This is a genomic window from Streptomyces sp. S07_1.15 (genome assembly GCF_020739505.1).
In the GTDB taxonomy this organism is placed as follows: domain Bacteria; phylum Actinomycetota; class Actinomycetes; order Streptomycetales; family Streptomycetaceae; genus Streptomyces; species Streptomyces xinghaiensis.
Genome location: NZ_JAJBZK010000001.1, coordinates 3,003,396 through 3,023,466 on the forward strand (window position 1 = coordinate 3,003,396; position 20,071 = coordinate 3,023,466).

Below are 20,071 nucleotides of genomic sequence, written 5' to 3' on the forward strand. Positions count from 1 at the left end.
TGTGCTCCACCTTCCAGTGGCCCCTGTCCTTCCCGGTCAACGCCGGGCGGGGGTGGTGAGTTCCCAGGTGGCCGCGGGGGTGCACGGGCACCGCGGGGCGAGCGCGGGGGCGTCCGGCCGACCGGGGCCGCGGCTCGCCGGGCCCGTGACCGCGAGGAGCGCGCTCCGGCGTGCGCCCCCGAGGAGCAGGACGGACGGCCCGGTGAGCGCGTGTGCGAAGCCCTTCACGGCCGCTCCGGGACGCGCCGGGGAGGGCCGTACGAGTGCCTGGCCGCCGGGACCTGCCGGCGTGGCGGACGGTGGCCCGCGCACTGCCCTGCACTGCCCGTGCGCTGCCCGCGCGGGGACCGGCCGCGTCCCGCCCGCCTGCCCGTGCCGTGCCGGGCGGGCCCCCGTCAGCTCACAGCAGTGCGGCGGTGGCGAAGCGCAGGACGAGCTGCGGTGCGCCGGAGAGAGCGATGCCCAGGACGGCGGCGAGGCCGATGGCGGCGGCGAGGGGAGCCGGGGCCCGCGGCGGCCGGGCCGGTGTGACGGCCGGGGCGGCGACGGAAGCGGTGGCCGGGGCGGACGGGGCGGACGGGGTGGCCGCGAGTCCACCGGCAGCAGGCTCCGGTGCCGCAGCGGCCGCCGTCTCCGCCGTACCCCCCGGAGCCCCGGCCTGGACCGGCTCCGCGGCCGGCTCCGGGGCGGGGGCGCGGAAGAGGACCGCCGTCCAGCGGAGGTAGTAGTAGAGCGCGATCACGACGTTCACGGCCATGACGACCGCGAGCCAGCCGAGCCCGGCCTCGACCGCCGCCGAGAAGACCGCCACCTTGGCGAAGAGCCCGATGATCCCCGGCGGCAGCCCCGCGAGGGCGAGCAGGAAGAAGCCGAGGGAGAGCGCGGCCAGTGGCCGGGCGGCCCACAGGCCCCGGAAGTCGGTGATCCGGCCCTCCGGGTGCGTGCGGGCGACCAGGGCGGTGACGCCGAAGGCACCGAGGTTCACCACCGCGTACATCAGGGCGTAGGCGACGGTGGTGCCGATGGCGTCGTTCGGGTCGTCCGTGTACGCGGCGGCGGCGATCGGCACCAGGAGGTAACCGGCCTGGCCGACGGACGACCAGGCCAGCAGGCGGACGGCGCTGTGCGCGCGGCCGGGGTTCTGGCGCAGCGCGGCCGCGTTGCCGGCCGTCATGGTGAGCGCGGCCAGCACGGCGACGACCGGGCCCCAGACCTCCGCGTGCGAGGGGAACGCCAGTACGGCCACCAGGATCAGCCCGGAGAACCCGGCCGCCTTGCCGACCACCGACAGATAGCCCGCGACGGGCACCGGCGCGCCCACATAGGTGTCGGGCACCCAGAAGTGGAAGGGCGCGGCGGCCGTCTTGAAGGCGAAGCCGACGAGGGTGAGGGCGACACCCGCGGTGGCGAGGGTGGACAGCTGTGCGGGCACCGCGTCGAGGCCGCCCGCGACCCGTGAGAGGTGCATCGAGCCGGTGGCCGCGTAGACGAAGCTCACGCCGAGCAGCATGACGGCGGTGGCGGCCACGGACGACAGGAAGAACTTGAGCGCCGCCTCCGAGGAGAGCCGGCTCCCGCGGCGCAGGCCGACGAGGGCGAAGGCGGGCAGGGAGGCGACCTCCAGGGCGACGACCAGCGTCGCCAGATCGCGCGAGGCGGGGAGCAGGGCTGCACCGGCGGCCGAGGCGAGCAGCAGGAACCAGTACTCGCCGGCGGGAAGGCCGAGGTCCCGGATGGTGTGCACCGACAGCAGGGCCGTCAGCAGCGCCCCGCCCAGCACGAGGAACTGAAGGGCGAGAGCGAACGGGTCGGCCGCGTAACTGCAGGTGTCCGGCGCGGTGGTGAGGCAGAAGGTGCGCCGGTCGCCGTCGAGCAGCGGCAGCAGCGACAGCGCCGCGAGGACGAGGCCCGCGAGCGCGAGGGCGCCGAGTAGCGGCTTGCGGCGCTCGGGGAGGAAGAGGTCGGCGACGAGCACCACCAGGGCGGCACCGGCGGCGATGGCGGGCGGGGCGATCGCGAGCCAGTCGACGGACTGGACGAGGGAGGTCATCGGCTGCCTCCGGTCAGGAGCGTCTGCACGGCCGGATCGCTCAGGCCGAGGAGGACGGCGGGCCAGAGGCCGGCGAGGACGGTGAGGACGACGAGCGGGGTCCAGGCGGCGAACTCGTGGCCACGGACGTCGGTGAACACAGGGGGTGCGGCCTCGCCGCCGTCGGGTCCGTCGCCCATGCAGACGCGGCGGACGACGACGAGCAGATAGGCGGCGGTGAGCAGGGTGCCGAAGGCCCCCACCGACATGAAGACGAGGAAGGCGGGGCGGCTCAGGCCCTCGGCGGGCCGGAAGGCCCCGAAGAGGGTCAGCATCTCGCCCCAGAACCCCGCGAGTCCGGGGAGGCCGAGGGACGCGACGGCGGCGAAGGCGAGCAGCCCGCCGAGGCGGGGGGCGCGGCCGTAGAGGGCGCCCCCGGAGACGCCGGCGAGACGGTCCAGGTCAGCGGTGCCGTAGCGCTCCTTGACCGCGCCGACGAGGAAGAAGAGGAGGCCGGTGATCAGGCCGTGGGCGACGTTGGCGAACAGCGCGCCGTTGACCCCGGTGGGGGTGAGGGTGGCGATGCCCAGCAGCACGAAGCCCATGTGGCCGACGGAGGAGTAGGCGATCAGGCGTTTCAGGTCGCCGCCCGCGCCGCTGCGCGCCAGGGCCAGGCAGGCGAGGGACCCGTAGACGATGCCGGCGGCGGCGAAGGCGGCCAGATACGGGGCGAGGGTCAGCATCCCGTCGGGGGCGATGGGCAGCGCGATGCGGACGAAGCCGTAGGTGCCCATCTTCAGCAGGACGCCGGCGAGGAGCACCGAGCCGGTGGTGGGGGCGGCGGTGTGGGCGTCGGGGAGCCAGCTGTGCAGCGGCCACATCGGGGTCTTCACGGCGAGGCCGATGCCGATGGCGAGGACCGCGATCAGTTGCGTGGTGTGACCGATCGACGACCCGTTGTCAGTGGCGAGTGCCACCATGTCGAACGTGCCGCCGCGGAGTCCGAGGAGGAGGAGGCCGAGCAGCATCACGACGGAGCCGAGCAGCGTGTAGAGGATGAACTTCCAGGCCGCCCGTTCCCGGCCCTCGCCGCCCCAGCGGGCGATGAGGAAGTACATCGGGATGAGGACGGTCTCGAAGGCCAGGAAGAAGAGGAGCAGGTCGAGGACGGCGAAGGTGGCGAGGGTGCCGCCCTCCAGGAGGAGGAGCAGCGCCACATACCCCTTTGCAGAAGAAGAGGAAGCGCCGGAGGCGTCCGGGGTTCCGCCGGGCCCGCGGTAGTAGGCGTGGACCGCGCAGAGGAAGGTCAGCAGCGAGGTCAGCACGAGAAGGGGGAGCGAGACACCGTCGACGCCCAGGTGGATCCGGGTGTCCAGGGCGGGGATCCAGCTGACGTCCGTGGTGGCCTGCATGCGCGCCGGGTCATCGCGGTCGAAGCCCGCGGCCAGGGCGATGGACAGCAGCAGGACGGCGCCGGTGACGGTGACGCCGTGGCGGAGCACGGCCTGTTCCGGGTCGCGGCCCCTGAGTCCGGGGGGCGCGGGGAGCAGGGCGGCGGCGGAGCCGAGCAGGGGGAGAAGGACGATCGCGACGAGGAGGTACCGCATCACGGTGTCATTGAGCAGGCCACTCACGGGTCACGCTCCGGTTCCGGTGGCGACGAGGACGGCGGCTACGGCCAGGACGACGGAGCCCGCGAGCAGGGCGCCCAGATAGGTCTGCACATTGCCGGTCTGGGCACGGCGGACGGCGGCGCCCAGGAGGCCCGGTCCGGCGGCGGCACCGCGGACGTAGGTCTCGACGACCTCGCGGTCGAGGAAGTTCACCAGGCGTGCGGCGGCGCGGACGGGGCGGACGAAGACCGCGGAGTAGAGCCGGTCGAGGTGGAAGCCGGCGGCGGCGTGGCGGTGCAGCGGGCCGAGGAGGAGCCGTCCGGGGTCGGCGGGGTCGGGGGCGGAGGCGATGTCCCCGTAGGCCGGTTCGTGGGTGGCGATGGCCTCCGCCTCGGAGCGGGCGGGCTCCCCGGTCCCGGGGTGCGCGGGCACGGCCGCCGCCGGGAAGGGGCGGGCCGCCGGGCGGGCCAGCGCGGTGGTGTGCCGCCAGGTGGCGTAGGTGAGGAGGATGCCGACGAGGGCGAGTCCGGTACCGAGGACGGAGGTGACCAGGGTCGGGGCGAGCGAGTCGCCGTCGAACCAGCGGGGCAGCCACCCCACGGCGGCGCCGAGCCCGGCCGCGGGGAGGAACAGCACCCAGAGCACGGCGTTCATGACCACGGGCGTGGGGCCGTGGTGCGGGGCACCGGGCGTGAGACCGGGGGCGCCGGCCGCACCGGGTTCCCCGGCCGGGCCGGCGCCGGCCGGTGCGGGGCGCGCCTCCTCGCCGTCGTCCGGGACGGTGGCCGCGGCCGGCTCCGTACCCCGGCCGGCGGCCGGGATGGTGGCCGGGGTGGCGCCCGGAGCCGCGGCCGGAGCGGCGTCCGGGGTGACGGCGGACGCGCGGGCGCCGGGGACGCCCATGAGGAGCCAGAGACGGGTGGCGTAGGCGGCGGTGAGGAGGGCGGTGAGCAGGCCGGCGGCGAGCACGATCCAGCCCGCGGCGGCCGGGATGCCCGGGGAGTCGCCGAGGGCGGTGTGCTCGGCGGCGCCCAGCACGGCCTCCTTGGAGAAGAAGCCGCTGAACGGCGGGACGGCGGCCAGCGCCAGCAGCGCGACCGTCATCGTCCAGAAGGCGTCGGGCGCGCGCCGGCGCAGCTCTGGCATCCGGGACATGGCGGCGAGCGAGTTGGTCCCGGCGACGTGGATGAGCACGCCCGCGCCGAGGAAGAGGAGGGCCTTGAACGCTCCGTGGGTGAGGAGGTGGAAGACGGCGGCACCGCGCTCGCCGACGGCCAGGGCCCCGGTCATATAGCCGAGCTGGCCGAGGGTGGAGTAGGCAAGGACGCGTTTGATGTCGTCCTGGGCGAGGGCGGCGAGCGCGGAGCCGGCCATCGTCACGGCGGCCATCAGCCCGAGGACGACGAGCGCGACGGCGGAGGAGGTGAAGACCGGCAGCAGCCGGGCGACGAAGTAGACACCCGCGGCGACCATCGTCGCGGCGTGGATCAGCGCGGAGACCGGCGTGGGGCCGGCCATCGCGTCGGGCAGCCAGGTGTGGAGCGGGAACTGCGCGGACTTGCCCGCCACACCCGCGAGCAGCAGCAGCGCGATCAGGGTGGGGTGGGCGAGTCCGTCACCGGAGGAGGCCGCGGTGAGGACGCCGCTGATACGGAAGGTGCCGGCCTCGTCGGCGAGCGCGAACAGGCCGATGAGGAGCGGGACGTCACCGAGCTTGGTGACGAGGAACGCCTTGAGGGAGGCGGCGCGGGCGGCTTCCGTCTCCCAGTAGTGGCCGACCAGGAAGTACGAGCAGATGCCCATGATCTCCCAGCCGACCAGCAGCACCATCAGATCGCCGGAGTAGACGACGAGCAGCATCGCGGCGGTGAAGAGGGAGACCAGGGCGGCGTAGGAGGCGTAGCGGGGGTCGTCCCGGAGGTAGCCGGTCGAGTAGAGCTGCACACAGGTGGCGACGGTGCCGACGAGCACGGCGACCAGCACCGCGAACCCGTCCAGGTGCAGGGCGAGATCGATCGGGACGGATCCGGTGGGCGTCAGCCGGGTCCCGGCGTCCAGGGCCTCGCCGCCGCCCTGCCGCACGGCGGTGAACCCGGCCAGGATCGCGGCCGCGAGGGTCGGCAGCACGGCGAGGGGCCGCACGAAGCCGGGGGCCCGCCGGCCGGTGAGCAGGATCGCCGCGGCGCCGAGGAACGGCAGGAGGGGGACGAGGACGGCAAGGGTCGTGGTCGTCACGCGGCGGCCTCTGCCTTCTGTTCCGGTGCCTGCTGGGTGCCGTCCGCCGCCGCGGCGGTGGTCCCGTCCGGGTCGGTGTCCGGGCCGGGTCCGCCGGGTTCGGCGGTGTCCCGGAGCCGGTCGATGTCGGAGCTTCCCCGGTTGCGGTACACGAGGAGGACGATGGCGAGGCCGATGCCGATCTCGGCGGCGGCGATGGTGATGGTGAAGAGGGTCAGCGCCTGCCCGGCGTGCAGGGTGTCGCGGAGCCAGACGTCGAAGGCGACCAGGTTGAGGTTGACGGCGTTGAGCATCAGCTCCACCGACATGAGGACCAGGATCGCGTTGCGCCGGGCGAGGACGCCGTAGAGGCCGGTGCAGAAGAGGAGGACGGCCAGCACGGCGGGATAGGCGAGATGCATCAGCCCTGCTCCTTGTCGTCCCGGTCGCCGTTCCGGCCGGTGCCGCCGCCGTTCCCGGCGCTGCTGCCACGCGTGCTGCCGGCACTGCTGCCGGCACCGCCGCGGCCGGTGGTGTTTCCGGCCCGGCCCGGGGGCGGGGTGCCGGGGCCGGCCGGCGGAGTGGCCGGGGTGCCGTTTCTGCGGGAGAGGACGATCGCCCCCACGAGGGCGGCGAGCAGCAGCACGGACAGTGCCTCGAACGGCAGCACCCAGTGGCTGAACAGCATCCGGCCGGAGGCCTCCGTGCTGCCCCGCGCGGGCCCGCCGAGGTCGATCCAGGTGGTGCGGAAGGCGTCCGCGACCACCCAGACCAGGGTCACCGCGGCCACCGAGGCGACCGCCAGGGCGACCGGGCGGTTGCCCGAATCCGCGTCCGGGGAACGGCCGATGGGCGCCCTGGTCAGCATCAGCCCGAAGAGCAGCAGGACCACCACCGAGCCCACATAGATCAGCACCTGCACCCAGGCGATGAACTCGGCCGTCAGCAGCAGGTACTCGACGGCCAGTCCGCCGAGCGCCACCACCAGCCAGAGCGCGGCGTGCACCAGTTGCCGGGTGGTGACGGTGACGACGGCCGCGCCCAGGGTGACCAGGCCGACCAGCAGGAAGGCGATCTCCACACCGGAGGGCGACAGGAAGCCCCGGGTCTGCTCGGCGGCGGCCAGGGTTCCCGCGGCGAGAAGCGCCGGACCGGTCCCGGTCATGCGCCGCCCTCCCGCCGCTGCTCCGGCTGCTCGGGCCGGCCCGGCTGCTGTCCGCCCGCCGCCTGTCCGCCCGCCGCCTGCTCGGCCTCGGCCGCCTGCTCGGCCGCCGCGATCTTGTCGGCGGTCTTGCGGGCCGCCGCGATCTCCTTCGGCTCCTCGGCCGCCGCGTCGAGCGCGGGCGGAGCGGGCACCGTCCACATCCACTCGCGGAGCTTGTCGCGCTCGTGGGTGAGTTCGAGGATGTCGGTCTCGGCGTACTCGAACTCCGGTGACCAGAACAGCGCGTCGAAGGGGCAGACCTCGATGCAGATGCCGCAGTACATGCAGAGCGCGAAGTCGATGGCGAACCGGTCGAGCACATTGCGGCTGCGTTCGCGCCCGCCCGGCGCGGCCGGGGGCACCGTCTCCTTGTGCGAGTCGATGTAGATGCACCAGTCCGGGCACTCCCGGGCGCAGAGCATGCAGACCGTGCAGTTCTCCTCGAACAGCCCGATCACACCGCGCGAGCGCGGCGGCAGTTCGGGCTGCACATCCGGGTAACGGGCGGTGTGCGCGCGCCGCGTCATCGTCCGCAGTGTCACGGCCAGCCCCTTGGCGAGGCCGCTGCCCGGCATGGGGGACATCAGGAAATCACCACCTTGACGACACCGGTGAGCGCGATCTGGGCGAGCGCGAGCGGGACGAGCACGGTCCAGGCGAGCTTCTGCAACTGGTCCTCGCGGAGCCTCGGGTAGCTGACCCGCAGCCAGATGACGACGAACGCGAGCAGCCCGGTCTTGAGCAGGGTCCAGACCCAGCCGAGTCCGTCGGCCGCGAACGGCCCGTGCCAGCCGCCGAGGAAGAGCACGGCGGTCAGCGCGCAGAGGACGACGATCCCCGCGTACTCGGCGAGCAGGAACAGCGCGAAGCGCAGCCCGGTGTACTCGGTGTACGCGCCGAAGATGATCTCGGAGTCGGCCACCGGCATGTCGAACGGCGGCCGCTGCAGCTCCGCGAGCCCGGCCGTGAAGAACACCAGCGCGCCGGTGATCTGCCACGGCACCCACCACCACTGGAAGCCGTCCACGATGCCGGTGAGCGACACCGTCCCGGCGGCCATCGCCACGGAGGCGGCGGCCAGCAGCATCGGCAGCTCGTACGCCAGCAGCTGGGCGGCCGTGCGGAGCCCGCCGAGCAGCGAGAACTTGTTCGCCGACGCCCAGCCGCCCATCAGCGAGCCGAGCACGCCGACGCCCAGCACCGCCAGCACGAAGAAGATGCCCGCGTCCAGGGACTGGCCGACGGCGTCCCCCGGACCGACCGGGATGGCGACCAGCACCAGCAGATACGGCAGCAGCGCGACGGCGGGCGCGAGCTGGAAGACGCGCCGGTCGGCCCGCGCCGGGACGATGTCCTCCTTCTGCGCGAACTTGACGCCGTCCGCGACCAGTTGGGCCCAGCCGTGGAAGCCGCCCGCGTACATCGGGCCGAGCCGGCCCTGCATATGGGCCATGACCTTGTGTTCGGTCTGGCCGACCACGAGCGGCAGGACGAGGAACGCCAGGAAGACCGCGAGCAGCCGCCATACGACGTCGAGCACGTCGCTCACGAGTCGCCTCCCGCGGAGTCGGAGCCGGAGTCGGGGCCGGAGTCCGCGTCGGGGCCGGGGTTGAGCCAGGGCGCGTCCGGGGAGCGCGGCGCCGGCTTCCGTCCGGCGGACTCCCCCGCCGGGCGCTTCCCGGCCGCGCGACCGCTGTCGCGCGGGCCGCTGTCGCGCGGGCCGCTCTCCGGCGTGCCGGTGTCCCGGGCGGGCTCGTCCGTTCCCGTCGCGGGCGGGGCCGCCGCGCCGTCCGGGGGCGTTCCCTCCCGCTCCGCCGCCCGCTGGCTCGCGGAGCCCGCGCTCGCGCTGCGGGCCCGGCGCGGCCCGCGCTCGGCCGCGCCCGCCGGGGCGGCGGCGCCCGCCGCACCGGCCCGGCCGGCCGCTCCGGCCGCCCGCGCACCGCGGGCGGCGCGGGTGGGCGCCGGGGGCAACTGGCCCTTCAGCGGTCCCCATTCGTTCGGGTCCGGCACGCCCGGCGGCAGCATCTGCCGCCGCTTGGGCCCGCCGTGCCCGGACTCGCCGGGCTCCTTGGCTCCCGGCCACGCCTTGGCGACCCGGGCCGCCAGGACGAAGTCCTTGCGCAGCGGGTGACCCTCGAAGTTCTCGGGGAGCAGCAGCTTCTCCAGTCCGGGGTGGCCGGTGAAGCCGATGCCGAACATCTCGTGCGTCTCGCGCTCGTGCCAGGCCGCGCCCGCGTACACGCCCGTGGCGGTGGGCAGTTCGGCGGCGTCGTGCGGGACGGTGGTCCGGACGAGCAGCCGCCGCACGCCCGTGCCGGAGGCGGCGTCGGGCAGGGAGACGAGGTGCGCGGCCACCCGGAAGCCGGTGCCGGGCTCGTCCACGGCGCTCAGCCAGTCGAAGTACGTGCAGCGGAGCGCGTCCCGGGCGATCTCCAGGGCGAGCACCCAGGAGGCGGCCGGCACATCGACGGTGAGCAGGTCGTAGGCGTCCGAGGCCGTCGCCCCGGCGCCGAACAGTTCTTCGGCGGCCCCGGGCAGCCAGCCGACGGGCGGCACGGGCGGCTGGCCGGTGGCACCGCCGTCGGCCTCGCCGGGCCCGGCGGCCTCGTCGGGCCGGTTCGGCTCGGTCATCGGTCGCCCTCCTCGGGGGCGGTCGGCGGCTTCGGCGCGCTGCCGGGGTGCCCGGGTCCGGCCGCCGGGCCCTCGTCCGCCGGGGATGCGGCGGACGGGCGGTCGGCGGGCGGGCGGTCGGCGGGCGGGCGGTCGGCGGGCGGCTCGGGCGGGGCGGTGCCGGCCGCGGTGCCGCCGCCGGAGCGCGGCTCGCCGGCGGCGGTCTCCGCCGCCGCTGCCGCCGGGGTGGGCTCGGCCGTGGCACCCGCTCGCGCGGCCGGGTCCGTACCGTCCCCCGCCGGGGCGGGCGGTGCCGGGACCGGTCCGCTGCGGAGCTGGGCCGCCGTGGGGCGGCGCCCGGCGGCCGGGCCGGTCCCGGGTCCGTACCGCTCGCCCAGCGACTCCCGCGCGATCTTCTCCTGGAGCTTGAGGATGCCCTGGAGCAGCGCCTCCGGCCGGGGCGGGCAGCCGGGGACGTACACGTCGACGGGGATGATCTGGTCCACCCCCTTCGTCACCGAGTACGAGTCCCAGTACGGGCCGCCGCAGTTGGAGCAGGCGCCGAAGGAGATGACGTACTTCGGCTCGGGCATCTGTTCGTACAGCCGGCGGACCGCGGGCGCCATCTTGTCGGTGACCGTGCCGGAGACCACCATCAGGTCGGCCTGGCGCGGGCCGGGCGCGAAGGGGATCACGCCGAGCCGGATGAAGTCGTGCCGGGCCATCGAGGCGGCGATGAACTCGATCGCGCAGCAGGCGAGTCCGAAGTTGAAGACCCAGAGGCTGTAGCGGCGGCCCCAGTTGAGGACCACCTTCATCGGCTCGGGCGCGAGCCGGGAGAGCACCCCGAGACGGCGCGGCTCCGGCAGGAACTCGGGGCCGGCGGGGGCTCCGTGCTCGCCGGGGCCACCGTGCTCGGCGGGGCCGCCGGGGCCACCGGCCGTGTTCGTCACGTCCATTCCAGGACGCCCTTCTTCCAGGCGTACAGCAGGCCGACGGCGAGGAAGCCGAGGAAGACGAACATCTCCACCAGCGTGACGCCGCCGAAGCCCGGCGCGGCGAAGATCGTCGCCCACGGGAACAGGAAGATCGAGTCCACGGCGAAGATCACGTACAGGAAGGCGTAGACGTAGTAGCGGACCTGGGTGTGCGCCCAGCCCTCGCCCACGGGGTCGACCCCGCACTCGTACGTCAGCAGCTTCTCCGGTGTCGGCACCACCGGCCGGAGCAACCGCCCGGCCGTGAACGCCACGACGACGAAGAGCACCCCGACGGCGGCGAGCACGCCGACGACCGCGTAGCCCTCGAAGTAATCCGCCGCCAACTGGACAGGTGCCGTGCGTACGGTCGGCTCCAGCACGTCCGCCCCTCGTTACTCGGCTGCGTTCTCTCCACGTCGTCCGAACGTCTTCCCGACGCCGTCCACACTCTCTTCACGACGTCCGCACGGGCGCCCTCCCGGCCGTCCGTCCGACGATCTGTACGCAGGGAGTCTAGGCCCTGCCCGCCCGCGTGTGAGCAGCCCGTACCGCACCTGGTGGGGGAACGGTGGGGTTGTCCCCACCCCCGGCCCCCGGGCGTCCCCATGGCGTGGGCCCCTCCCCCTCCGGCAGGCTGAGCGCATGACCGAGACTTCCGCTCCCCGCGCCACCCGCCGCCCCGGGCCGCGGGGAGGACGCGCGGACGGGACGGGCCGGGCCCCGGAGGAGGGTGAGCGGCTCCCGTCGCCCGGCTTCGCGTACGGGGCGCAGACCTGGCGGGAGACCGCGTATCTCCTCGCCAATCTGCCGCTGGGCGTCGCGGGGTTCACCTATGTGTCGGTGTGGCTCTACGCGGGCGCGGCGCTCTCCGTGACGGTGATCGGTCTGCCGGTGCTGGCCCTCGGGCTTCTGGGCGCACGCCAGTTCGGCAAGCTGGAGCGGGCCCGCGCACGGGTGCTGCTGGCCCTGCCGGTCGAGGAGCCCAGCCCCATCCGGGGCCGCGCGCACGGCGGTTTCTTCCCCTGGCTGTGGAGCAGCCTGAAGGACCCGGTGGGCTGGCGGACCGTGCTGTACTCGCTGATCAGGCTGCCATGGGGGGTGCTCACCTTCACCGTCACCCTCGTCTCCCTCTTCGCCGCCTGGCCCGTGCTGGGGTGGACGGCGCGGTTGCTGACGCACGGTGACCGCGCGATGGTGCGGGGGCTGCTGTCGCCCTCGGACGAACTGGAGCGGCGCATCGCCGAACTGGAGTCGGGCCGGGGGACGGTGGTGGACACGGCCGCCGCCGACCTGCGCCGCATCGAACGCGACCTGCACGACGGAGCACAGGCCCGCCTCGTCGCCCTCGCCATGGACCTCGGCCTCGCCAGGGAAAAACTCCTCGAAGACCCCCAAACCGCCGCCAAAATGGTCGACGAAGCCCACGGCGAAGTGAAAACCGCCCTCCGCGAACTCCGCGACCTCGCCCGCGGCATCCACCCCGCCATCCTCACCGACCGCGGACTCGGCCCCGCCCTCTCCCACCTCGCCGCCCGCTGCACCGTCCCCGTCACCGTCACCACCGACCTCCCCCACCGCCCCGCACCCGCCATCGAAGGCATCGCCTACTTCACCGTCTCCGAACTCCTCCAGAACATCAGCAAACACAGCGGGGCGCGGACGGCCCGGGTGGAGATGTGGCGCAGCGGCGACCGGCTGCTGATCCAGGTGCGGGACGACGGCAAGGGCGGCGCGAGCCCGGACGGGGGCAGCGGCCTGACCGGGCTGGCGGAGCGGCTGGAGGCGGTGGACGGGCTGTTCGTCCTGGACTCGCCGCCGGGCGGGCCGACCACGGTGACGGCCGAACTGCCGTGGCGCGAGCGGCCGGTGGCCTGAGCACGCCCGACCGGCCCGCCCGGGCCCGGCGGTTCCCCTCCGGCCCTTCCGGCCCTTCCGCCCCTTCCGGCCCTACGGCCTGCTCCCGCTCAGGCCCGCTCCGGCCCGCTCCGGACCGCTCCGGACCGGCGGCCGTGGCGCTCCCCCGGCCGCCTCCTCATCCGTCTCCCCCGGCCCGCCTCTCCCCCGCCGGTGGGGAAAACCCCACCCGCGGACGCCGACCCGCTCCATGGTCCCGCCGGTCCCCGCCGCCGCAGCATGGAACCACCCCCACCCGGCGGACCGCGCGGCACCGGCCCCGCGGCCACCACGGCAGAACGGACGGACGACACCATGGCCACCGCGTACGACGCATCGGAGACCCGCGTCCGCAGGCTGCCGGCGGCGCTGCGCGCGCCGCTGGAGGGCCGGACCTGGCGGGAATTCCTCTATCTGCTGCTGAATCTGCCGATGGCGCTGGTGATGTTCGTCTTCGCGGTCTCGATGACGGCCACCGGTCTCGGGCTGCTCGTCACCTTTCTCGGCATCCCCGTGCTCGCCGCCGCCCTGGCCGGCTGCCGGGCGCTGGGCGCGGTGGAGCGCGGCCGGGCGCGGATGCTGCTGGACCTGGACGTCGGGGCGCCGGCGCCGGTGCGTCCGGAGGCTCCCGGGATGTTCGCGTGGGTCGGGGCGCTTCTCAAGAGCGGGGTCTCCTGGCGGCATCTGCTCTACGCCGTGGTGCACTTCCCGTGGGCGGTGTTCGGCTTCTCCGTGGCGGTCTCCCTGTGGACGTCCGGCTGGTCGCTGCTGCTCTACCCGCTCTGGTTCCGGTTCCTGCCGGACGGCGCAGGGCCGTCGGGTATCCAGCTCTACGGCGACGGGCGCGGCAACACCTTCTATCTCGACACCCCGTTCGAAATCCTGCTGACGGGTGCCGCCGGCCTGCTGGTCGTCCTGGCAACGCCGTGGGTGTTCCGCGGGATGACGATGGTGGACCGGGGGCTGGTCGGCGGTCTGCTGGGGCCCTCGCGGCTGGCCGCCCGGGTCTCGGAGCTGGAGTCGGGCCGGGGGACGGTGGTGGACACGGCCGCCGCCGACCTGCGCCGCATCGAACGCGACCTGCACGACGGAGCACAGGCCCGCCTCGTCGCCCTCGCCATGGACCTCGGCCTCGCCAGGGAAAAACTCCTCGAAGACCCCCAAGCCGCCGCCAAAATGGTCGACGAAGCCCACGGCGAAGTGAAAACCGCCCTCCGCGAACTCCGCGACCTCGCCCGCGGCATCCACCCCGCCATCCTCACCGACCGCGGACTCGGCCCCGCCCTCTCCCACCTCGCCGCCCGCTGCACCGTCCCCGTCACCGTCACCACCGACCTCCCCCACCGCCCCGCACCCGCCATCGAGGGCATCGCCTACTTCACCGTCTCCGAACTCCTCCAGAACATCAGCAAACACAGCGGCGCCCGCCGGGCCACCGTCGACATCTGGCGCGCCGGCGACCGGCTGATGCTCCAGGTCTCCGATGACGGGACGGGCGGTGCGACGGCGGCCATGAGCGCCGACGGCCCGGCTCCGGGGACGGGACTGGCCGGGCTGGCGGAGCGGGTCGAGGCGGTGGACGGGATCCTCGCCGTGGACTCCCCCGCCGGCCGCGGCACCGTGGTCACCGCCGAGCTGCCCTGGAGGGACTGACCGGGCGGGGCCCGCCGCGGCGGTCTTCCCCGTCCCGGCGGTGTTCCGTCCCGGCGGCTCCGCCCCCTCGGCTCCGTGTCCGGCCGGCGACAGGCGCGCGCCCGTATCCGATACCTGGGATGCTGGTGCCGACCGTCGGGGGATCGCGGAACTGGGGGACGAGGACGTGAACGACAGGGACAGCACGGCACGGACGGCACGGACACGGGAGCGGGGGAACACCGGGGTGCGCGTGGTCATCGCCGAGGACTCGGTCCTCCTGCGGGAGGGCCTGACCCGGCTGCTCACCGACCGGGGCCACAAGGTCGTCGCCGGGGTGGGGGACGCGGAGGCGCTGCTCAAGGTCATCGGGGAGCTGGCGGCCGACGGGGCGCTGCCGGACGTGGTGGTCGCCGACGTGCGGATGCCGCCCACCCACACCGACGAGGGCGTGCGGGCGGCGGTGCGGCTCCGCCGCGAGCACCCCGGGGTGGGGGTGCTGGTGCTGTCGCAGTACGTGGAGGAGCAGTACGCGACCGAGTTGCTGGCGGCGAGCAGCCGGGGCGTCGGCTATCTGCTCAAGGACCGGGTCGCCGAGGTGCGGGAGTTCGTCGACGCGGTGGTGCGCGTCGCCGCCGGCGGCACCGCCCTGGACCCGGAGGTCGTGGCCCAGCTCCTGGGCCGCAGCCGCAAGCAGGACGTGCTGGCGATCCTCACCCCGCGCGAACGGGAGGTGCTGGGGCTGATGGCCGAGGGACGGACGAATTCGGCCATCGCGCGCCAGTTGGTGGTGAGCGACGGCGCGGTGGAGAAGCATGTGAGCAACATCTTCCTGAAGCTCGGCCTCTCACCGAGTGACGGGGATCACCGCCGGGTGCTGGCGGTCCTCACCTATCTGAAGTCCTGACCGTCTTCCGGTCCCAGGTTCTGACCGTCTCCCGGAGGGCCTTCGCGGCGCGGGCCGCGCCGTGCACGGGCGTACGGCCGTACGGGCGTGCGGGCCCCGGCCGAGCCCTTCGGGCGGCCCCCGGGCGGCCCCTCCGCCCCCGCCGGCCCGGCCGCCCGGCGGGGGCGGAAGAGAGGCGGCCACCGGAGTGTTGGACCATGGGCCGGGCGGGGCGTTGCGGCGGTCCGCCCGAGCCGCGGCCCCCGCGTGCGGGTGGGTACCGCCGGAAGGCCGGTCCGCGGGAGCCCCGGCGGGGGACGGAACGGGCCGGGAACGGCCGCGGGAAGCACGAAGAGGGACCGAGGCGGGAGAGAAAGGAGAGGCGGAGGCAGCCGGCCAGGAGCACCACCGGAGAAAGCCCGGAAAGGTACGGGGGAATGGCGGAAATGACCGATGCTGACCTTTCATGTCCGTCTCATAATCATGTCCACCATATGAACTATCCAGGGAAGGCCACCCTTACCGACGTAGAGTGGCCAGCGGGACGGCCGGCCGACGTGTCCGGATCCCGGAGTCGCCGCCTCAAGGGAGGTCCAGTTCAGTGACCAGCCAGGTCAGTAGCCCAGCCGAGCAGGACGGCGGGGCAGCCGCCGGGGACCGGACGGCCGGCGCGGCCGGTGCGCCCGGCACGCCGGGCAAGGAAGTCCACCGCCTCGACCGTGTGATCATCCGCTTCGCGGGTGACTCGGGCGACGGCATGCAGCTGACGGGTGACCGCTTCACCTCGGAGACCGCCTCCTTCGGCAACGACCTCTCCACGCTGCCCAACTTCCCCGCCGAGATCCGCGCCCCCGCCGGCACCCTGCCCGGCGTCTCCAGCTTCCAGCTGCACTTCGCCGACCACGACATCCTCACCCCGGGTGACGCGCCGAACGTCCTGGTCGCGATGAACCCGGCCGCGCTCAAGGCCAACCTCGCCGACCTGCCGCACGGCGCGGAGATCATCGTCAACACCGACGAGTTCACCAAGCGCGCCATGGCCAAGGTCGGCTACGCCGCCAGCCCGCTGGACGACAGCTCCCTGGAGGCGTACCGGGTGCACCCGGTGCCGCTGACCACCCTGACCGTCGAGGCCCTGAAGGGCTACGACCTGTCCCGCAAGGACGCCGGCCGCTCCAAGAACATGTTCGCGCTGGGCCTGCTGTCCTGGATGTACCACCGGCCGACCGAGGGCACCGAGCGCTTCCTGCGCAGCAAGTTCGCCAAGAAGCCGGAGATCGCCGAGGCGAACGTCGCGGCCTTCCGCGCGGGCTGGAACTTCGGCGAGACCACCGAGGACTTCGCGGTGTCCTACGAGGTGGCCCCGGCCGCCGCCGCGTTCCCCACCGGCACGTACCGCAACATCTCCGGCAACCTCGCGCTGTCCTACGGGCTGATCGCCGCGTCTCAGCAGGCGGACCTCCCGCTCTACCTGGGCTCGTACCCGATCACCCCGGCCTCGGACATCCTGCACGAGCTGTCCAAGCACAAGAACTTCGGTGTGCGCACCTTCCAGGCCGAGGACGAGATCGCCGCCATCGGCGCGGCGCTCGGTGCGGCCTTCGGCGGGGCGCTGGCGGTGACCACCACCTCCGGCCCCGGGGTGGCGCTCAAGTCGGAGACCATCGGGCTCGCCGTCTCCCTGGAACTGCCGCTGCTGGTCGTCGACATCCAGCGCGGCGGCCCCTCCACCGGCCTGCCCACCAAGACCGAGCAGGCCGACCTGCTGCAGGCCATGTACGGCCGCAACGGCGAGGCTCCGGTGCCGGTCGTCGCCCCGGCGACCCCGGCGGACTGCTTCGACGCCGCGATCGACGCCGCCCGGATCGCGCTCGCCTACCGCACCCCGGTCTTCCTGCTCTCCGACGGGTACCTCGCCAACGGCTCCGAGCCCTGGCGCATCCCCGAGGTCGAGGACCTGCCCGATCTGACCGTGCGCTTCGCCTCCGGCCCCAACCACGAACTGGCCGACGGCACCGAGGTGTTCTGGCCCTACAAGCGCGACCCGCACACCCTCGCGCGCCCCTGGGCCGTACCCGGCACCCCCGGTCTCGAACACCGCATCGGCGGCATCGAGAAGCAGGACGGCACGGGCAACATCTCCTACGACCCGGCCAACCACGACTTCATGGTCCGCACCCGCCAGGCCAAGATCGACGGCATCGAGGTCCCGGACCTCGTGGTCGACGACCCGTCCGGTGAGGCGAAGGTGCTGGTCCTGGGCTGGGGCTCGACCTACGGCCCCGTCACGGCCGCGGTGCGCCGCGTCCGCGCCGGTGGCCGTTCCGTCGCCCAGGCCCATCTGCGCCATCTCAACCCCTTCCCGCGGAATCTGGGCGAGGTGCTGAAGCGGTACGACCGGGTGGTCGTACCGGAGATGAACCTCGGCCAGCTCGCCGCCCTGCTGCGGGCGAAGTACCTGGTCGACGCCCGCTCGTACAACCAGGTGAACGGAATGCCGTTCAAGGCCGAGCAGCTCGCCGGCGTGGTCAAGGAGGCCATCGATGACTGAGACAGCGACGGAGGGGGCCACCGCGGGGGCGGCGAACGGCAGGTCCGCCGCCCCGTTCGAGGCGCTCTCCCTGGTGCCCCGCGCCGAGGCGCCGCAGTCGATGAAGGACTTCAAGTCGGACCAGGAGGTCCGCTGGTGCCCCGGCTGCGGTGACTACGCCGTGCTGGCCGCCGTGCAGGGCTTCATGCCCGAGCTGGGGCTGGCCAAGGAGAACATCGTCTTCGTCTCCGGCATCGGCTGCTCCTCGCGCTTCCCGTACTACATGAACACCTACGGGATGCACTCGATCCACGGCCGCGCGCCGGCGATCGCGACCGGTCTCGCCTCCTCCCGGCGCGACCTGTCCGTCTGGGTCGTCACCGGCGACGGCGACGCGCTCTCCATCGGCGGCAACCACCTCATCCACGCGCTGCGCCGCAACGTCAACCTCAAGATCCTGCTCTTCAACAACCGGATCTACGGGCTGACCAAGGGCCAGTACAGCCCGACCTCCGAGCTCGGCAAGATCACGAAGTCGACGCCGATGGGCTCGCTGGACGCGCCCTTCAACCCGGTGTCGCTCGCGATCGGCGCCGAGGCGTCCTTCGTCGCCCGCACGGTCGACTCCGACCGCAAGCACCTCACCGAGGTGCTGCGCCAGGCCGCCGACCACCCGGGCACCGCGCTGGTGGAGATCTACCAGAACTGCAACATCTTCAACGACGGCGCCTTCGAGGTGCTCAAGGACAAGCAGCAGGCGCAGGAAGCCGTCATCCGCCTCGAACACGGCCGGCCGATCCGCTTCGGCCTCCCGTGGAGCGAGGAGGAGGGCGGCGACGGCCTCGGCTCCAAAGGCGTCGTCCGCGACCAGGCCACCGGCGACCTCCTGGTCGTCGACGTGACGGCGGAGAACGCCGCCGCCGTCCTGGTCCACGACGCCCACGCCACGTCCCCGACCACGGCCTTCGCCCTCTCCCGGCTGGCCGACGCGGACACCCTGCACCACACGCCCATCGGCGTGCTGCGCAGCGTCGAGCGCCCGGTCTACGACACCCTCATGGCCGACCAGCTGGAGGCCGCCGTGGAGCGCCACGGCAAGGGCGACCTGTCCGCCCTCCTCCACGGCAACGACACCTGGACGGTCGCGGGCTGATCCGCCCGCCCCGAACCGGGCTCCGAGGCAAGGGCCGCTGCCCCTGGGCAGCGGCCCTTGCTCGTGCCGGGCCCTACCTCTCCCGTCATGACCATGGAGCGATACGGACATGACAGGTGCCCCCCGGCGGCGTTACCGTCGTTGCTGTCGCCGTGCCGCCCCAGGAGGAACCCCTTGAAGCCGATGAGCGAGCACCGGACCGGGCTGGTCTACGGATTCGCCGCCTACGGGATCTGGGGCCTCTTCCCGCTCTACTGGCCGCTGCTGGAACCCGCCGACGCGGTGGAGATCCTGGCGCACCGCATGGTGTGGTCGCTGGCCGTGGTCGGGCTGGTGCTGCTGGTGCTGCGCCGCTGGTCCTGGCTGCGTCCGCTGCTGCGGCAGCCCCGGCGGATCGGGCTGATCGCCCTGGGCGCCACGCTGATCTCGGCCAACTGGGGCCTGTACATCTGGAGCGTCAACTCCGGCCATGTCGTCGAGGCCGCCCTCGGCTACTTCATCAACCCCCTGGTCAGCATCGCCTTCGGGGTCCTGCTGCTGCGCGAGCGGCTGCGGCCCGCGCAGTGGTCGGCCGTCGGCATCGGCGCCGTCGCGGTGCTCGTGCTCACCCTCGGCTACGGCGAGCTGCCGTGGATCGCGCTCTCGCTGGCCTTGTCCTTCGCCCTCTACGGCCTGGTCAAGAAGCATGTGGGGCTGGACGGCCTGGAGTCCCTGGCCGCCGAGACCTCCCTGCAGTTCCTGCCGGCCCTGGGCTTCCTGCTCTTCCTGGGCTCGCGCGGCGAGAGCACCTTCACCACCGAGGGCACCGGGCACGCCGTGCTCCTCATCAGCGCCGGCGCGGTCACCGCGCTCCCGCTGGTCTGCTTCGGCGGCGCCGCCGTCCGGCTGCCGCTGTCCACGATCGGCCTGCTGCAGTACCTGACCCCGCTCACCCAGTTCGTCCTGGGTATCGCCGTCTTCCACGAGGAGATGCCGCCGGAGCGCTGGGCCGGCTTCTCCCTGGTCTGGCTGGCCCTGTCCCTGCTGACCTGGGACGCGCTCCGCACCGCGCACCGGACCCGGGGCGACCTCCGCCGGGCGGGCGCCGCGGCGGCGGAGAAGGCCGCGGCCGAGGCGGCGGCCGCTGTAGAGGCGGCGGAGAGGACGGGCACCGGGCCCGGCGGCGGGCCCGGTGGCGCGGACCACCCCCGTACGGATCTCCCCTTGGCGGGCCCCGTCACCGAGACCGAGGCGGCGGCCACCGCCCGCGCGGAGGGCCCGGGGACCGCGGGTTCCTGAGCCGTCCGGGGGCGGCGGGCCGGGACGCCCGCGGTCTCGTACGGGCGAG

General features: G+C 73.9%; 16 protein-coding genes. 6 read left to right on the forward strand and 10 right to left on the reverse strand.

The genetic code is table 11. The features are described 5' to 3' along the window. Positions 1-400: 400 nt before the first annotated feature. Genes LIX60_RS12855 through LIX60_RS12900 form a run of 10 tightly spaced genes read right to left on the reverse strand, consistent with a single transcriptional unit; the run spans position 401 to position 11,030 of the window. A complete protein-coding gene (locus tag LIX60_RS12855) occupies positions 401-2,050 on the reverse strand; it encodes an NADH-quinone oxidoreductase subunit N (protein WP_227958540.1) in 1,650 nt (549 codons plus the stop codon). Then, positions 2,047-3,636 carry a NuoM family protein gene (locus LIX60_RS12860; RefSeq protein ID WP_227962746.1) on the reverse strand — a complete coding sequence of 530 codons (1,590 nt, stop codon included), beginning with the start codon at positions 3,634-3,636 and terminating at the stop codon, positions 2,047-2,049. The genes LIX60_RS12855 and LIX60_RS12860 overlap by 4 nt, the downstream gene beginning before the upstream one ends. Before the next feature lie 30 nt (positions 3,637-3,666). Beyond that, positions 3,667-5,877: an NADH-quinone oxidoreductase subunit L gene (locus LIX60_RS12865; RefSeq protein ID WP_227958541.1), complete on the reverse strand. Its 2,211-nt coding sequence runs from the start codon at positions 5,875-5,877 to the stop codon at positions 3,667-3,669. After that, positions 5,874-6,278 carry an NADH-quinone oxidoreductase subunit NuoK gene (nuoK, locus tag LIX60_RS12870; protein WP_227958542.1) on the reverse strand — a complete coding sequence of 135 codons (405 nt, stop codon included), beginning with the start codon at positions 6,276-6,278 and terminating at the stop codon, positions 5,874-5,876. The genes LIX60_RS12865 and nuoK overlap by 4 nt, the downstream gene beginning before the upstream one ends. Then, entirely contained in the window at positions 6,278-7,021 is a 744-nt protein-coding gene (locus tag LIX60_RS12875) for an NADH-quinone oxidoreductase subunit J (RefSeq protein WP_227958543.1), read from the reverse strand. Before LIX60_RS12875 ends, nuoK begins: the two co-directional genes overlap by 1 nt. Next, positions 7,018-7,644 carry an NADH-quinone oxidoreductase subunit I gene (locus LIX60_RS12880; protein WP_227958544.1) on the reverse strand — a complete coding sequence of 209 codons (627 nt, stop codon included), beginning with the start codon at positions 7,642-7,644 and terminating at the stop codon, positions 7,018-7,020. The genes LIX60_RS12875 and LIX60_RS12880 overlap by 4 nt, the downstream gene beginning before the upstream one ends. After that, positions 7,644-8,609: a complex I subunit 1 family protein gene (locus tag LIX60_RS12885; RefSeq protein WP_227958545.1), complete on the reverse strand. Its 966-nt coding sequence runs from the start codon at positions 8,607-8,609 to the stop codon at positions 7,644-7,646. The genes LIX60_RS12880 and LIX60_RS12885 overlap by 1 nt, the downstream gene beginning before the upstream one ends. Then, positions 8,606-9,691, reverse strand: a complete 1,086-nt coding sequence (locus LIX60_RS12890) for an NADH-quinone oxidoreductase subunit C (RefSeq protein ID WP_227958546.1) — start codon at positions 9,689-9,691, stop codon at positions 8,606-8,608. The genes LIX60_RS12885 and LIX60_RS12890 overlap by 4 nt, the downstream gene beginning before the upstream one ends. Next, positions 9,688-10,629 carry an NADH-quinone oxidoreductase subunit B gene (locus tag LIX60_RS12895; protein WP_227958547.1) on the reverse strand — a complete coding sequence of 314 codons (942 nt, stop codon included), beginning with the start codon at positions 10,627-10,629 and terminating at the stop codon, positions 9,688-9,690. The genes LIX60_RS12890 and LIX60_RS12895 overlap by 4 nt, the downstream gene beginning before the upstream one ends. Then, positions 10,620-11,030 carry an NADH-quinone oxidoreductase subunit A gene (locus LIX60_RS12900; protein WP_227958548.1) on the reverse strand — a complete coding sequence of 137 codons (411 nt, stop codon included), beginning with the start codon at positions 11,028-11,030 and terminating at the stop codon, positions 10,620-10,622. Before LIX60_RS12900 ends, LIX60_RS12895 begins: the two co-directional genes overlap by 10 nt. 262 nt (positions 11,031-11,292) lie before the next feature. On the opposite strand from LIX60_RS12900, the gene LIX60_RS12905 reads away from it, so the two are divergent. The 6 genes from LIX60_RS12905 to rarD all read left to right on the forward strand — a co-directional run bounded on the left by LIX60_RS12905 (position 11,293) and on the right by rarD (position 20,022). After that, positions 11,293-12,525, forward strand: a complete 1,233-nt coding sequence (locus LIX60_RS12905) for a sensor histidine kinase (protein WP_227958549.1) — start codon at positions 11,293-11,295, stop codon at positions 12,523-12,525. Positions 12,526-12,858: 333 nt separating this feature from the next. Then, positions 12,859-14,196: a sensor histidine kinase gene (locus tag LIX60_RS12910; protein ID WP_227962747.1), complete on the forward strand. Its 1,338-nt coding sequence runs from the start codon at positions 12,859-12,861 to the stop codon at positions 14,194-14,196. A 226-nt stretch (positions 14,197-14,422) separates the two neighbouring features. Further along, positions 14,423-15,082 carry a response regulator transcription factor gene (locus tag LIX60_RS12915; protein ID WP_227962748.1) on the forward strand — a complete coding sequence of 220 codons (660 nt, stop codon included), beginning with the start codon at positions 14,423-14,425 and terminating at the stop codon, positions 15,080-15,082. Between the two features lie 580 nt (positions 15,083-15,662). Continuing rightward, complete coding sequence (locus LIX60_RS12920) at positions 15,663-17,612, forward strand: 2-oxoacid:acceptor oxidoreductase subunit alpha (RefSeq protein ID WP_227958550.1); 1,950 nt, start codon at positions 15,663-15,665, stop codon at positions 17,610-17,612. Continuing rightward, positions 17,605-18,744 carry a 2-oxoacid:ferredoxin oxidoreductase subunit beta gene (locus LIX60_RS12925; protein ID WP_374117847.1) on the forward strand — a complete coding sequence of 380 codons (1,140 nt, stop codon included), beginning with the start codon at positions 17,605-17,607 and terminating at the stop codon, positions 18,742-18,744. Before LIX60_RS12920 ends, LIX60_RS12925 begins: the two co-directional genes overlap by 8 nt. Before the next feature lie 183 nt (positions 18,745-18,927). After that, entirely contained in the window at positions 18,928-20,022 is a 1,095-nt protein-coding gene (gene rarD, locus LIX60_RS12930) for an EamA family transporter RarD (RefSeq protein ID WP_227958551.1), read from the forward strand. The last annotated feature ends 49 nt before the right edge of the window (positions 20,023-20,071 follow it).

What these genes read in the sequence shown, in the direction of transcription:
- LIX60_RS12895 (WP_227958547.1), bottom strand. Translation starts at nt 10,629, where the DNA reads ATGGACGTGACGAACACGGCCGGTGGCCCCGGCGGCCCCGCCGAGCAC.
- LIX60_RS12880 (WP_227958544.1), bottom strand. Translation starts at nt 7,644, where the DNA reads ATGTCCCCCATGCCGGGCAGCGGCCTCGCCAAGGGGCTGGCCGTGACA.
- LIX60_RS12910 (WP_227962747.1), top strand. Translation starts at nt 12,859, where the DNA reads ATGGCCACCGCGTACGACGCATCGGAGACCCGCGTCCGCAGGCTGCCG.
- LIX60_RS12855 (WP_227958540.1), bottom strand. Translation starts at nt 2,050, where the DNA reads ATGACCTCCCTCGTCCAGTCCGTCGACTGGCTCGCGATCGCCCCGCCC.
- LIX60_RS12860 (WP_227962746.1), bottom strand. Translation starts at nt 3,636, where the DNA reads ATGCGGTACCTCCTCGTCGCGATCGTCCTTCTCCCCCTGCTCGGCTCC.
- LIX60_RS12925 (WP_374117847.1), top strand. Translation starts at nt 17,605, where the DNA reads ATGACTGAGACAGCGACGGAGGGGGCCACCGCGGGGGCGGCGAACGGC.
- LIX60_RS12890 (WP_227958546.1), bottom strand. Translation starts at nt 9,691, where the DNA reads ATGACCGAGCCGAACCGGCCCGACGAGGCCGCCGGGCCCGGCGAGGCC.
- nuoK (WP_227958542.1), bottom strand. Translation starts at nt 6,278, where the DNA reads ATGCATCTCGCCTATCCCGCCGTGCTGGCCGTCCTCCTCTTCTGCACC.
- LIX60_RS12875 (WP_227958543.1), bottom strand. Translation starts at nt 7,021, where the DNA reads ATGACCGGGACCGGTCCGGCGCTTCTCGCCGCGGGAACCCTGGCCGCC.
- rarD (WP_227958551.1), top strand. Translation starts at nt 18,928, where the DNA reads ATGAGCGAGCACCGGACCGGGCTGGTCTACGGATTCGCCGCCTACGGG.
- LIX60_RS12905 (WP_227958549.1), top strand. Translation starts at nt 11,293, where the DNA reads ATGACCGAGACTTCCGCTCCCCGCGCCACCCGCCGCCCCGGGCCGCGG.